At 66.1% G+C, this 13,327-nt stretch carries 15 protein-coding genes; 6 read left to right on the top strand and 9 right to left on the bottom strand.

Annotated elements, in window-relative coordinates; all coding sequences use genetic code 11:
- Positions 1 to 34: 34 nt before the first annotated feature.
- The gene (locus DFP89_RS16770) at positions 35 to 1,252 is read right to left on the bottom strand and encodes a quinone oxidoreductase family protein (protein ID WP_425452673.1); all 1,218 of its coding nucleotides are present in this window, start codon (positions 1,250 to 1,252) and stop codon (positions 35 to 37) included.
- Here DFP89_RS16770 and DFP89_RS16775 point away from each other — a divergent pair.
- Entirely contained in the window at positions 1,136 to 1,996 is an 861-nt protein-coding gene (locus DFP89_RS16775; RefSeq protein ID WP_425452674.1) for a LysR family transcriptional regulator, read from the top strand. The two genes, DFP89_RS16770 and DFP89_RS16775, sit on opposite strands and share 117 nt — an antisense overlap.
- 195 nt (positions 1,997 to 2,191) lie before the next feature.
- Here the strand turns inward: DFP89_RS16775 and DFP89_RS16780 are convergent, their stop codons facing one another.
- Both DFP89_RS16780 and DFP89_RS16785 read right to left on the bottom strand, forming a co-directional pair.
- Positions 2,192 to 2,386: a DUF1127 domain-containing protein gene (locus DFP89_RS16780; RefSeq protein WP_114350542.1), complete on the bottom strand. Its 195-nt coding sequence runs from the start codon at positions 2,384 to 2,386 to the stop codon at positions 2,192 to 2,194.
- A gap of 238 nt (positions 2,387 to 2,624) precedes the next feature.
- Positions 2,625 to 3,344: a 16S rRNA (uracil(1498)-N(3))-methyltransferase gene (locus DFP89_RS16785; protein ID WP_114350543.1), complete on the bottom strand. Its 720-nt coding sequence runs from the start codon at positions 3,342 to 3,344 to the stop codon at positions 2,625 to 2,627.
- Positions 3,345 to 3,360: 16 nt separating this feature from the next.
- On the opposite strand from DFP89_RS16785, the gene ubiA reads away from it, so the two are divergent.
- From ubiA to DFP89_RS16800, 3 genes are all read left to right on the top strand, one after another.
- The gene (gene ubiA, locus DFP89_RS16790) at positions 3,361 to 4,317 is read left to right on the top strand and encodes a 4-hydroxybenzoate octaprenyltransferase (protein ID WP_114350544.1); all 957 of its coding nucleotides are present in this window, start codon (positions 3,361 to 3,363) and stop codon (positions 4,315 to 4,317) included.
- Between the two features lie 62 nt (positions 4,318 to 4,379).
- Positions 4,380 to 6,797, top strand: a complete 2,418-nt coding sequence (locus tag DFP89_RS16795) for an OmpA family protein (protein WP_245948830.1) — start codon at positions 4,380 to 4,382, stop codon at positions 6,795 to 6,797.
- Positions 6,798 to 6,827: 30 nt separating this feature from the next.
- Positions 6,828 to 7,160, top strand: a complete 333-nt coding sequence (locus tag DFP89_RS16800) for a hypothetical protein (RefSeq protein ID WP_114350546.1) — start codon at positions 6,828 to 6,830, stop codon at positions 7,158 to 7,160.
- 55 nt (positions 7,161 to 7,215) lie between these two features.
- On the opposite strand, the gene DFP89_RS16805 is transcribed toward DFP89_RS16800, so the two are convergent.
- The 5 genes from DFP89_RS16805 to DFP89_RS16825 form a co-directional block, all read right to left on the bottom strand.
- Positions 7,216 to 8,400, bottom strand: a complete 1,185-nt coding sequence (locus DFP89_RS16805) for an amino acid aminotransferase (protein WP_114350547.1) — start codon at positions 8,398 to 8,400, stop codon at positions 7,216 to 7,218.
- A complete protein-coding gene (gene sseA, locus DFP89_RS16810; protein WP_181870373.1) occupies positions 8,400 to 9,266 on the bottom strand; it encodes a 3-mercaptopyruvate sulfurtransferase in 867 nt (288 codons plus the stop codon). Before sseA ends, DFP89_RS16805 begins: the two co-directional genes overlap by 1 nt.
- Positions 9,267 to 9,345: 79 nt before the next feature.
- Positions 9,346 to 9,819 carry an SsrA-binding protein SmpB gene (smpB, locus tag DFP89_RS16815; protein ID WP_114350548.1) on the bottom strand — a complete coding sequence of 158 codons (474 nt, stop codon included), beginning with the start codon at positions 9,817 to 9,819 and terminating at the stop codon, positions 9,346 to 9,348.
- 125 nt (positions 9,820 to 9,944) lie between these two features.
- Positions 9,945 to 10,694, bottom strand: coding sequence for a YbaY family lipoprotein (locus DFP89_RS16820; protein WP_114350549.1), 750 nt, complete (start codon positions 10,692 to 10,694; stop codon positions 9,945 to 9,947).
- 37 nt (positions 10,695 to 10,731) lie between these two features.
- A complete protein-coding gene (locus tag DFP89_RS16825) occupies positions 10,732 to 11,214 on the bottom strand; it encodes a hypothetical protein (protein WP_114350550.1) in 483 nt (160 codons plus the stop codon).
- Positions 11,215 to 11,372: 158 nt separating this feature from the next.
- Between DFP89_RS16825 and DFP89_RS16830 the strand changes: the two genes are divergently transcribed.
- Positions 11,373 to 11,624, top strand: coding sequence for a hypothetical protein (locus DFP89_RS16830; protein WP_147273339.1), 252 nt, complete (start codon positions 11,373 to 11,375; stop codon positions 11,622 to 11,624).
- On the top strand, positions 11,621 to 12,580 hold the full coding sequence (locus DFP89_RS16835) for a LysR family transcriptional regulator (RefSeq protein WP_147273340.1): 960 nt from the start codon (positions 11,621 to 11,623) through the stop codon (positions 12,578 to 12,580). The genes DFP89_RS16830 and DFP89_RS16835 overlap by 4 nt, the downstream gene beginning before the upstream one ends.
- Here the strand turns inward: DFP89_RS16835 and DFP89_RS16840 are convergent.
- Complete coding sequence (locus tag DFP89_RS16840) at positions 12,577 to 13,140, bottom strand: SLC13 family permease (RefSeq protein ID WP_245948832.1); 564 nt, start codon at positions 13,138 to 13,140, stop codon at positions 12,577 to 12,579. The two genes, DFP89_RS16835 and DFP89_RS16840, sit on opposite strands and share 4 nt — an antisense overlap.
- Positions 13,141 to 13,327 lie beyond the last annotated feature (187 nt).

A 13,327-nucleotide genomic window follows, 5' to 3' on the forward strand; every position in this document is an offset into this window, starting at 1 on the left:
GTTGGTATAAGGCCAAAACCGCCCTGCAATCGCCTCAGGGAAGCAATACCACCGCGCCCATGGTTCTGCGTGCTTCCACATCTGCGTGAGCCTCAGCCGCATCGGAAAGCGGATAGCAACGCGGCTGATCCACGGTCAGAAGACCGTCCCGGATTGCCGCGAAAAGTCTATCTGCCGCCGTCTCGAACTCGCGACGATCCGCCGTATAATGTGCAATCGAGGGACGGGTCAGAAACAGCGACCCCTTTGCGCCAAGCGTGCTGACATTGACCGGATCGACCGGCCCCGAGCTTTCCCCGAAGCTGACAAGTGTTCCGCGCGGTTGCAGGCAGTCGAGCGAGCGCTCGAACGTCTCGGCCCCGACCGAGTCATAGACGACCCTGACCCCTTTGCCATCGGTCAGGCGCCTCACTTCGTCGCGGAAGTCGTCGCGGGTATAGAGGACGACATGATCGCATCCCCGCGCCCGCGCGTATTGCGCCTTTTCCTCGGTGCTGACGGTTCCGATCACGGTGACGCCAAGCGCCTTGAGCCACTGGCTGGCGAAAGAGCCAACGCCGCCTGCCGCGGCATGAAGCAATACGGTATCGCCGGGCCGCAGGCTGACGCAGCGATGGGTCAGATATTCCGCCGTCAGCCCCTTCATCAGACTTGCGGCGACGAGCGTGTCGTCCAGCCCATCGAGCAGATGAAGCGTCCGCGCGGCGGGAAGGTTGCGATGGGTCGCGTAGGCCCCCGGCGGTCCGCCGACATAGGCCACGCGATCACCGACAGCGAAACCGGCGACACCCGCGCCAATCGCGGTCACTTCGCCGACGCCCTCGATGCCCGGTGTCGCGGGCAGCGACAACTTTGGGCCGAACACGCCTTTGCGGTGATAAATGTCGATATAGTTGAAGCCGATGGCGGAATGACGGATCTGGATTTCGCCATTTCCGGGATCGGCCAGAGAGTCGCTTTCGAACGAAAGCACCTCTGGCCCTCCAAATTCGGCATATCTGATTGCGGCGATGCTTTGGGGCATATCTCGATTTCCTGTTGTTTTCTCGTATATTCTGCTTTCAGCACCTTTGGTCGACCCTTGTTTTCGGCAATGCGCTTTGCGTAAATGCAAAGCGACATGGACTGGAATGATCTGAAATTCTTTCTCGCGGTCGCTCAGGGGAAATCTCTTTCCGCTGCGGCGCAAAGCCTTGGCGTCAGCCCCTCGACAGTATCGCGTCGGCTCGACGCGCTGGAACAGGCCCTTCAGGTGCAACTGTTCCGCCCCCACCGCGACGGCTATGAGCTGACCGAAGTCGGCCAGGGCCTTGTTTCCGCCGCCGAACAGGCGGGAGCGCGCATGCAGGTGTTCGAACGCAATGCCCGCGAGACAGGCGACGACCTGTCGGGGCCGGTGCGAATCGAGGCCCCGGAACTTCTGGGACAGGAGATCCTTCTTCCCGCCCTGATCGGATTCATGGAGACCTATCCGCGCATCCGGGTCGAGTTGCGCGGCGCCGTTCAGCCGGTGCGGCTGGCCGCGGAAGAGGCCGATATCGTTTTGCGGCTGGTTCGTCCGACCCAGGGCAACTACCGCATCAAGAAAATCGCCTCGATCCGCTTCGCGCTTTACGCATCGACCGACTATGTCCGGCGGCACGGGACCCCGCAAATGCCCGAGGACCTCCACCGGCACAGGGTTGTCGGCTGGACGGACGACCTTGCGTTCCTGACCATGGCAACATGGCTGGGTGGCCACATCCCCGGTCTTCGGCCCTCCCTGCGCCTGAACTCGTTTTCCGCCCAGGTTGAGGCGGTCAGAAAAGGTGCAGGCTGGGCTGTGCTGCCGGAATTCATCGCCAGTCCCGCAGATTTCGTGCGCGGGCTGGAGGGGCTGCCGTCGTTGAATGCCGACCTCTGGCTACTGGTCCACGAACAGGCGCAAACCCTTCCCAGGGTCAAACTGGTGAGGGATTGCATTGTCGCGGCCCTTCGCGGATGGCTTCGCCCATGAGCATCAGGATGTGATAGTCCGCTTGGGTCCCGCAAGGCGAACCAGCCCGCTCGCACCCCTGGAAAATACGAAAGGCGGCCTGCGGGGCCGCCTGTTTGTCATCACCCGATCCGTTTTGGCGGTGGGCTATGTTCCTGTCCGTGAAACGGGCCGCGCATCTGGTCGATGGGCCGCGGTCTCCGGACGGCTCCGCGCTTAGAAGCTGCGGGCAACCTGTTCGATATCGCCACGGGTCAGACCGATATCGTCCAACTCGCGATCCGTGAGACGGCTCAGCGCGTTTTTGGTCACGCGTGCATCGTTCCAAGCGGTCACGGCCGCCCAGATTTTCGAGCCAATACCGAAAGAGCCCGTCCCGCCATGGACGCGGTTCGTGTCAATCGCCGAAATTTTTCTTCACCTTGAATGATCTGCCCGCTCAACGGGCGTTTCTTTGATGCTGTGGATATAGATCGGGCACCCCGCGAAAACCACGTGCAAACCGGCATTGCTGCTATGCAGCGACTGCATAAAGCGCAGAAATTATTAACTTTTCGTCACGGACGCGTGATATTCGCGCTGCGGCGCAATATTCTCCCGCGAGGGACGGGGTTTTCGTCGAAAGATTGCACGATCACGGTGGAATTGTTCAACACCAGTCGCCCAGCGTCGCCTGCCACAGGGCCAGTGACGCAACGGCCGCCGTATCCGCGCGCAGGATTCTGGGCCCCAACGAGATGCGGGTGACGCATTCCATGGCCGAAAGCCGCTTGCGCTCTGATTCGGACCAGCCGCCTTCGGGGCCGATCAGGATGGCCCATGGCCCGCGCGGCAGGCCCTGCAGGGTCTCGGCCGGGCCGGCCAGCGCCTCGTCGGCCCAAAGGATGCGGCGGCTGTGGTCCCAGCCGTCCAGCAGGCGCGACAGCGCCAGCAGGTCGCCGACCTCGGGGACAAAGGTGCCGCCGCATTGCTCGGCGGCCTCGACGGCATGGGCTTGCAGGCGGTCCTGACGGATGCGCTCGGAATTGGTGTGGTCGGTCTGCACCGGCAGGATGCGGGCGGCGCCCATCTCGGCGGCCTTTTCGACGATGAAATCGGTGCGCGCCTTCTTGATCGGGGCAAAGACCAGCCACAGGTCCGGCGGGTCAAGCTGCGGCGCGGTCGGGCGCAGCGCCAGCAGATCGCCATTGCGCTTGGCCAGCCGCTCGATCCGCGCCAGCCATTCGCCGTCGCGCCCGTTGAAGACAAGGATCTCGTCCCCGGCGGCCTGCCGCATCACGGCGGCCAGGTAATGCGCTTGGTCGGGGTTCAGCGGGACGCCTTGTCCCTCGGCCAGCGGGTGATCTATGAACAGTCTGATTTTCGCCATGATGGGGCGCAGCCTAATGCAGACCGACAGCCAGATGCCAGAGGGGCAAAGCACCGTCGCCGACGCCCCGCCCGACAATTGGGTTGACCGCTATGCGCCCATGGGATGGCGGCCCTGGCTGCGTCTGTCGCGCGCCGACCGCCCGATCGGGACATGGCTGCTGCTGCTGCCCTGCTGGTGGGGGATCGGGCTGGCGATGATGGCCGATCGCCCTGCATGGCAGGATCTGTGGATCGCGGTCGCCTGCGGGGTGGGGGCGGTGCTGATGCGCGGCGCGGGCTGCACATGGAACGACATCACCGACCGCGACATTGACGACAAGGTGGCGCGGACGCGCTCGCGGCCGATTCCCTCGGGGCAGGTGACGGTGCCGGGGGCGCTGGTCTGGCTGGTGGCGCAGGCCTTGGCGGGCTTTGCCATCCTGCTGACGCTGGGCGGCGCGGCGATCTTGCTGGGCATCGCCTCGTTGGCGCTGGTCGGGGTCTATCCCTTTGCCAAGCGCTTCACCTGGTGGCCGCAGGTGTTTCTGGGGCTCGCGTTCAACTGGGGCGTCCTGCTGGCCTGGGCCGCGCATATGGGCAATCTCGCGCCCGCGCCGCTGCTGGCCTATCTGGCGGGCATCGCCTGGACGATCTTTTACGACACCATCTATGCCCATCAGGATGCCGAGGACGACGCCCTGATCGGGGTGAAATCCACCGCGCGGCTGTTTGGCCGCGACACGCCGCGCTGGCTGGCGGGCTTTGGCGCCGCCTCGGTCCTGTTGCTGGCGCTGGCGGTGCTGGCGACGGGAACGGGCGGTCCGGGGCTGCTTTTGGGACTGGCGGGGGTGGCGGGCTTTGGCGCGCATCTGCTCTGGCAGCTGCGTCATTTCAATATGGAAAACAGTGCCAACTGCCTGAAACTGTTTCGTTCCAACCGCGATGCCGGGCTGATCGTTGCGCTGTTTCTTGCCCTTGCCGGGATCGTTTGATTGCGAATTTCGGCCATCGGCATTAAATGCATGAGGTCGGAAACAGCCCCAAGGCATCCCTGATGGCCAATTCCCCGCGCCCCGCACGGCGCCCCGCGCGCCGGGGGCCTGTGATCGCCGCCAGTCTGATCGCGCTTGCCGCCGCGGGCGGCCTGTCCTTTCTGGGCGCCCGCGCGGCCGCCGATTTCATCGAGACGAACTCGGCCCGCGATCTGGGCGCGGCGCTGGCCGACTATGACTGGGTCGATCTGCGCATCGACGGTTTGCAGGTGATCATGGGCGGCACCGCCCCAGACGAGGTGCAGCGCTTCCGCGCCCGTGCCCGCGCCGAGACGGTCGTGGATGCCGGGCGCGTCGTCGATGACATGCAGGTCGCGGCGCGCGCCAATCTCAGCCAGCCCGCCTTCGAGATCGAACTGCTGCGCAATGATGACGGCATCTCGATCATCGGGCTGGTGCCGGCCGATCTGGACCGCAAGGCGATGGCCACGCGGCTGGGCCGCCATGCCGGTGGCGGCAATGTCGCCGACCTGCTGGAAACCGCCGATTATCCTGTCCCCGAGGGCTGGGAGGCCGCCTTCGGTTTTGGCCTGAAGGCCGCCGAACTGGCCAAGCGGGCCAAGATCTCGGTCGCGGCGGGCGAGGTCTCGGTCCGGGCGATCACCGACAACCCGCAGCAAAAGGTCGATCTGGAAAACGCGCTGAACCGCGCCCGCCCGAATGACGTCCGGCTGGTGCTGGATATCACCGCGCCGCGCCCGGTCATCACCCCCTTCACGCTGCGCTTTGTAAAGGATGCCGGGGGCGCGCGGTTCGACGCCTGTTCGGCCGATACCGATGTCGCCCGCGACCGCATCCTTGCGGCGGCGGCCAAGGCGGGTGTGCCGGATGCGCCGCAATGCACGCTGGGCCTTGGCGCGCCCTCGACCCGTTGGGCGGATGCGGCGGTGGCGTCCATCGCTGCCGTTCAGGCGCTTGGTACGGGCTCGGTGACGATGTCGGGGACCGATGTGGCGCTGTTTGCGCCGGTTCAGGTCAAAAGCCCCGATTTCGACGAGACGGTCGGCCGGCTTGAGGCCGCGCTGCCCCAGCCCTTTGCGCTGAGCGCCGAACATGAAAAGGCCGGTGACACGGAAACCGGCCCGGCCGAATTCTCGGCCTTTGTCGATGCGGGCGGCGTGTCCCTGCGCGGGCGCATCGCCGATGAACGGATGCGGGACGCGGTCGAAAGCCTGGCGCGGTCGCGCTTTTCCCATGTCGACAGCGCACTGCGCACCGACGAGACGGTCCCCGATGGCTGGACCCTGCGCGTCATCGCCGCGCTTGAGGCCTTGCAGGGGCAAAGCCGGGGCATGGTCACGGTCACGCCCGAGCTGATCAAGATCACCGGGGTTTCGGGCGATCAGCGGGCCTCGGACCATGCGGCGGCGCGGCTGTCGCAACGCCTTGGCGCCGGCGCCCATTACGAGCTGGCGATCCGCTATGACCGGCGGATCGACCCGCTGCTGGGTCTACCCTCGGGCGTGGAATGCGTCGACATGCTGAACGCGGCGATGAAGGAATCCGAGATCGGGTTCGAGCCGAACAAGTCGGTGATCGCCGGCGATCCGGCGCCGACGCTGGCGCGGCTGACCGCGACGATGAAGGATTGCGCCGATTTCCGCATCGAGGTCGGCGGCCATACCGACGCGCAGGGCTCGGAGGGGTTCAATGCCGAACTGTCGCGCCGCCGCGCCCAAGCGATCCTTGCGGCGATGACCGAAAGCGGCATCGACACCCGCTATACCACCGCTAAGGGATATGGCGAAAGCCAGCCCATTGCCGACAATGACAGCGATGCCGGGCGCGAGGCGAACCGGCGCATCGAATTTACCTTGCTGGCCGACGATCCGGTGGTGACCGATGTCCCCAAACCCGCCGAGCTGGTGCAGGGCGTGACCGACAGCGCCGAAGAGGTGACGAACCGGCTGCAGACGGCCAGCGTCGCCGCCGCAACCGAGGCCGTGGCCGCGACACTGGCACGCGCGCCGGCCGAGGCGACCGAAGATGCCCCCACTGAGGCGACGACAGCCGCGGCTGCCGCCCCACCCTCAGCCGATATGGTCGATGCGGCGCGGCATGCGGCGACCGACCCGGCGGCGGCGCTGCTGGACCCGCAGGACCCCCATGGCGCAGCCGGTGCCGATGATGCCCCGCAGGACGAGGCCGCGCCGAGCGCCGAGGCTGCGCCCGCCGACCCCGTGACGGCTGAACCCGCGCCCTTCGCCATCGAACCCGCGCCTGCCCCCCTTGCGCTGGAGTTGATGCGCCCCGGCACCGCGGCGGTTCAGGCTGCCGTCCTGCCGATGCTGGCGGCGGCGGGGCTGGCGCGCGACCTGCCCGCCGCGCTGGTCTCGGGCCTTGGCCCGACCGATCCCGGCGATATCGCCAAGGCGCTGGTCGAGCGCGCCATCCGCCCGCTGCCGCGTCCCGCGCGCTGATCCGTAACCTCAGGAACCAGAACCCAAGGCATGAACCGTACCGAATTCATCATTGCCACCGCGATCATCCTGTTCGCCGCCTTCATGCTGGGCTGGTTTGCAAGCTGGCTGATCCACCGCCTGTCCCGCGTCACCCGTGCCGAGATGGGCGAGCTGGAAAGCATGGCCCAGCAATTGCACGAGGCCGAAGAGGGCCGAGACCGCGCCGTGGACGAACTTGAAACCCGCGAGGCGGATCTGGTCACAAAGCTTTCGACCGCCGAATCCGAACTGCGCGCCGCCCGCGACGAGCTGCGCGAAACCCATACCGAGATCGAGGAATTGCGCGCCTATATTGACCGCAAGCTGGGCAAGAAGGGCTGACGAAAAAGGCCCGGGCAGATCGCCCGGGCCTTTTTTGTCTTCGTAGGGTCTGCGATCAGACGCCGGCCTCGATGATGGCGCGCGCCAGGATCGGCACGGTGGTGTCATTCAGCCCGGCGATGTTCAGACGCGAATCGCCGACCATGTAGATGGCGAATTCGTCCTTGATCTTCTGGACCACCTCGGGCTTGGCCCCAAGGCGCGAGAACATGCCGCGATGCTGGGCGATAAAGGCAAAGCGGTCCGAACCCGACAGTTGCGCCAGTTCATTGGCCAGCTGCTCGCGCAGGCGCAGCATGCCGCCGCGCACTTCCTCAAGCTCGGCCATCCAGTCGGCGCGCAGCTCGGGCGTGTTCAGCACGGTGGCGACGATCTTGGCGCCGTGGAAGGGCGGAAAGGAATAGGTCTGGCGGTTCAGGAAGGCCATGGCGCCCTGCGCCAGATCCTTGGTCGCCGTGTCCTTGCATTGCGCCAGCAGGCAGCCGGTGCGCTCGCGATAGATGCCGAAATTCTTGCTGCACGACGCCGCGATCAGCACCTCGGGGATGCGGCTGGCGATCAGGCGGGTGCCGGCAGCGTCTTCCTCAAGCCCGTCACCGAAGCCCTGATAGGCCAGATCGACCAGCGGGGTCGCGCCGGTCCTTTCAAGGATGTCGGCGACCTCGGCCCATTGTTCCAGCGTCAGGTTGGCGCCGGTCGGGTTGTGGCAGCAGCCATGCAGCAGGACCACGTCGCCCTTTTTCGCACCGGCCAGATCGGCCTTCATGCCCTCGAAATCGACGCCGCGCGTAGCATCATTGAAATAGCGATAGGTCTGCACCGGCAGGCCCATGAAATTCATGATCGAGACATGGTTCGGCCAGGTCGGATCGCTGACAAAGACCCGCAGATCGGGGCTGGCCATGCGCGCCAGTTCCAGCGCCTGACGGATGGCGCCGGTGCCGCCGACGGTCGCCAGCGCGGCGGTCAGCGCCGGGTTGTAGCCCGCGCCCAGGATCAGCTCGCCCATGGCTTTCTGGAAGTCCGGCTCGCCCGCCAATGCCGAATAGGTCTTGGTGGTTTCGGTTTCCAGCATCCGCTGTTCGGCCTTTTTCACGGCGCGCATGATGGGGGTATGGCCATCGGCGTCCTTGTAGACGCCCACGCCAAGGTCGATCTTGCCCTGACGGGGATCGGCCTTGAATTCGCCCATCAGGGCCAGGATCTTGTCGGGGGCCTGCGGTTTCAGATTGCCCAGCATCACGCGTCTCCGGTTGCGATTTTAAGGTCGGGGAAGCTGCCCCATTCGGCCCAGCTTCCATCATAAAGCGAATGATCTTTGTGCCCGATGCGCTCAAGCGCCAGAAACAGCGAGGCCGCCGTCACGCCCGAGCCGCAGGTGGTGATGACCGGGCGCGACAGGTCCACCCCCGCGCCCTCGAAGACGGCGCGCAGATCGGCGACGGGCTTCAGCGTGCCGTCGGCGGCGTAAAGCTGGCCAAAGGGCAGGCTTTTCGAGCCGGGGATATGGCCCGCGCGCAGGCCGGGACGCGGCTCGGCGGCCTCGCCCCGAAAGCGGGCAAGGGGGCGGGCGTCGATGATTTCGTGATCGCCCAGCTTGCTGGCGGCGGCGACCTGGGTCACGTCGCGCACCAGATCCGCCCGGCGCTGCACATTCAGGTGGCGGTCGCGGATGACGGGGGGCAGGGCATCGACCGGGCGGCCCTCGGCCAGCCATTTCGGCAGGCCGCCATCCAGCATGGCGACATTCTGCTGACCCATCAGGCGGAAGGTCCACCAGACGCGGGCCGCCGAATGCAGGGGGGAATTGTCATAGATCACCACCTGATGGCCGTCACCGATGCCCATGGCGCGGACGCGGCTGACAAAGACCTCGGGCGGGGGGGCCATATGCGGCAAGGCGCTGCGCTGGTCGGAAATCGCGTCCAGATCGAAGAAGCGCGCGCCGGGAATGTGCCGGGCCAGATATTCGGCATGGGCATCGCGGCCGGGTTCCAGAAGCCACGTCGCGTCGATGATGCGCAGATCGGGGTCGCGGAGCCGTTCGGCCAGCCAGCCGGTCGAGACCAGAACCCTTGGATCGTCGGAATCACTCATCCGCGACATACCCCTTCCCCCACACAGCGGCGCGTCAAATCCTTGCCCGATGTAACCGGACCGGCAAGCGCCTGCAATGGCCGAAGGGTCAGCCGCCCTGCTTCAACAGCCGCTGTTTCTGGCGGTTCCAGTCGCGCTTGGCCGAGGTTTCGCGCTTGTCGGCGGCCTTCTTGCCCTTGGCCAGCCCCAGCTTCAGCTTCACCATGCCGCGATGGTTGAAATACATGACCAGAGGCACCAGCGTCATGCCCTGCCGGCCGATGGCCTGCCACATCCGCGCCAGTTCCTTTTTCGACACCAGCAGCTTGCGCTTGCGCCGTTCGTCATGGCCAAAGACGCCGGCCTGCTTGTAGGCGGCGATATAGCCGTTGATCAGCCACAATTCGCCATCCTCGATCGAGGCATAGCTTTCGGCGATGTTCGACTGGCCGGTGCGCAGCGCCTTGACCTCGGAGCCGGTCAGCACGATGCCCACCTCAAGATCGCTCTCGATGAAATAGTCGAACCGCGCCCGGCGGTTCTCGGCAATGACTTTGTAATTGGGGTCGGATTTCGTGGCCATGATGGGCCTGAGATAGGGGCGCTGAGGCGCGAAGTAAAGATTTCGCGCATCAGAGCATCAAACGGCTTGGGCCGGCGGCCGGCCCGGCAGGGGCCGCCCTCGACACAGGGATCCGCCGGCCGGCCTTACATGCGGGTAAAGACGGCCAGCACCCGGCCCTTGTCATCCAGAAGCCGCAGCTTGCCGCGCAGATCGTCGCGCTGCCATTGCCGCGCCGCCATCAGCGCCGCAAAGAAGCGGGTTTCCTGATCGCTGACGGCGGGGACGCAGGCCCGGCGGGTGGCAGCCAGATCGCTGATGCGGATCGCCTTGCCCTCGAATGTGAAGCTGCCGGTCATGCGGTTGCAGCCGCCGCTGCCGGCGACCGCGTCATCCGAGGTGATATCCAGCACGCTTTCGACCCGGTCCAGAACGCCCTTGCCGCCGATATCCTCGGCCAGCCAGCGCCCGCGCGGGCCGGGCGGGGCAGGCTCGCCCCCGACACGGTCAACCAGAATGTCGGTGGCGTCGGGTTCGTCGCCAAAGACGGCATGGCGGGTCGTGTTGATGAACAGAAGCTGGTCGCCAATGGTGATCCGGGCCTGCACCGCATAGCTGTGATTGGGCTGCAGCGCGCTGTCGTCATAGGTGATCTTGTAAGGGATCGGCACCTGCCTGCCCGCCGGATCGATGACGGTTTCGCCCAGAACCTGCGCCGGGGCATCGGCCAGCGACACATCGGCCAGCGACACGGTGATCCGCGCGTCCGAGGGCAGCGCCATCCGCTCGCGATAGGTGACGCTGCCCGAGAGCGTCCGGCTTTCGGCCAGTGCGGCGGCCGGGCCGATCAGGATCGCCGCCGCCGAGGCGGCCATGAACAGGGATTTCAGGGACATGGAAGCTCCGCTCAGGGTCAGGGGTCAGGGGTCAGGGTCAGCCGGTAAAGAGGCCAATGGTCACGAAGACCGCGCCAGCGACCAGCCAGGCGGGCTTGTGCTTGGGGCCGAAGGCGCCAAAGGCCAGACAGGGCAGCGCCAGGAACCAGGGCCAGTGCCTGGCCATGGCGGGCGCAAGGCCGGTGACCCAGCCCGGCGCCATCAGCGCAAAGAAATAGCTGAGCATGGCCAGAACGCCGAAATAGCAGGTGGCCGCCAGCCCGACCTCAAGCACGGCGCGCTCGGTCCGGTCGCTGTTCCAGGCATGCGGGCGCGGCAGCAAGCTGCGCGACAGCACGATGATGGTCAGGCCCAGGAAAGTCGCCGAGGCGATGCCCAGGATCGGCAGCAGAAAGGACTGGGTGATGGCGCTGGCGACGGGCGCGCCGGTCGCCACGCGCCCGGCATCGACAAGGCCGAACAGGCTGAGCGAGGCCAGAAAGGCGGTGGCATAGGTGGTAAGCGTGCTGGGGTTCGACATGCTGGCTTCTTTGCTTGCGTGATCGTGACGGGACATCAGGCGGGGCAACCGGGACTCGGGCGGCCCGCTCAGGATAGCGGGCCGGGACGGGGCTGTCATCTGACAGGCGCGTGGGGTTGAATGGGGGCAGAATCGAAGCGGCGGTCGAAGGGGGCGGCATGACCGAGGGGATGCAGGCGGGAATGGCGCTGGTAAGCTCGGCGCTGATCTGCGGCGGCGCGCTTTACCTGTGGGCACTGGCGCGCGGCAAGTTTCAGGCACGGGCGATCATCGTCCTGCTTTGGCTGGTACTTTTGGCCATGAGCGTGATCGCCGGCGCACCCTGGGTCATCGCCATGGGCTCGGCAACGGTGCTGATGGCCCTGTGGATCTATGTGCATGTCCTGCACCACCGGTGGTGGTGGTGGTGAAAAACCCCCTGCCCCCCGAGCATATCCTGCGCCGGCTGCTGCAAAAGGGGCGGCTGCGACAGTTCCAGATGGTGCTGGCGGTGGCCGATCTGGGCAACAGCCATGACGCGGCACGCACGCTGGCCGTCTCGCAGCCGGCGATCACCAAGGCCGTGCAGGAACTTGAGGAGGTCCTGGGCCTCGCCGTCTTCGAGCGCCACGCCCGCGGCATGCGGCCGACGCCGATGGGCCGCGAGATCGTGCTGTTCCTGCGCCGGATCGTCGCCACCACCGGGCAGTTCGCGGAAACCGTCGCCACCCATCACAGCACAGAATCGCTGGTGGTGCGGATCGGCGCGGTGGCGGCGGGGCTGAACGGGGTGCTGGCCCATCACCTGCCGATCTTTGCCGAGGCCCATCCCCAGATCCGCATCCGCGTGGACGAGATCGACGGCCGCCAGATCAACACGATCCTGGCCGATGGCGAATTCGACGTGATCATCTGCCGCCGCCAGCCCACCCTGCCCCGGCCTTGGGATTTCACGCCGCTGTTCTGGGACGAGCACGCGATCATTGCCGCGCCCGATCATCCGCTGGTCGGGCGGCGCGGCCTGAGGCTGGACGACCTTGAGGGCTGCATCTGGATGACGCCCACCACAGGCGTTCTGGCGCTGGGACTGTTCGAGGATCTGGTGGTGCGCTGCCGCAACCCGGGCTTTTGCCAGATCGCGACCCGCGCCCCGGTCATCATCCGCGAAACCCTGCGCCAGCGCCGGGCGCTGGCCATCGTGCCGCTGAGCACCTTTCAGGCGGAACTGGCGGCGGGCACGGTCGCGCGGCTGGACTTTCCGCTCAACAGCCCCAATGCGCCGGTCGGCCTGATCGCCTGCCACGAGGCGATGGGCGCAGCCGCACTGGCGCTGGTCGAATATCTGCGGGGCCATGCCGCACCCGAGCCGGCCCCGCAATCGCCCTAGGGGCGCGGCATCAGCAGATCCGGCAACCAGGTCGAGATCTGCGGGATGAAGGTCACCATGATCAGAAGCCCCAGCATCAGGAAGAAAAAGGGCAGCGTGCCGCGCAGAACCTCTCCGACCGGGCGGCCGGTGACGTTCGACATCACGAAAAGGTTCAGCCCGACCGGCGGCGACAGCAGCGCCAGCTCGATATTGATGACCATGACGATGGCGAAATGCTCGGGCTCGATCCCCAGCTGGCGGATCACCGGGGCGACCACCGGCAGCACGATCAGAATGATCGCGACGCCCTCAAGGAACATGCCCAGAAACAGCAGCAGCACGTTCATCACCAGCAGGAACTGCCAGGGCTTCAGCCCGCTTTCCACGATCATCCCGGCCATGGTCTGAGGCATGCCGGATTTGATGATCCATGCCGAAAGCAGCGTCGCGCCGATGATGATGGCGACCACGACCGTGGTGCGGTCGATGGATTCCGTGAACAGCTTTGGCAGATCGCGCAGCCGGACCGAGCGGAAGACCAGCGCCACCACGAAGAACGAGACCAGCGCGCCCAGCACGGCTGCCTAGGTCAGGGTGACGAAGCCGCCGTAAAGCCCGCCCAGGATCACCACCGGGATCGACATGGCCGGCAGCGCCTTGAGGTTCGTGGTGTTGATTGCCACTGAGATTTGACCCGGCAACAGCGGAAATTGTCATTGAGAATTGACCCATGTGCAACCTTGCCCCGGCTTGAACCAGCTGGGG

It is taken from the genome of Paracoccus lutimaris (genome assembly GCF_003337565.1).
In the GTDB taxonomy this organism is placed as follows: domain Bacteria; phylum Pseudomonadota; class Alphaproteobacteria; order Rhodobacterales; family Rhodobacteraceae; genus Paracoccus; species Paracoccus lutimaris.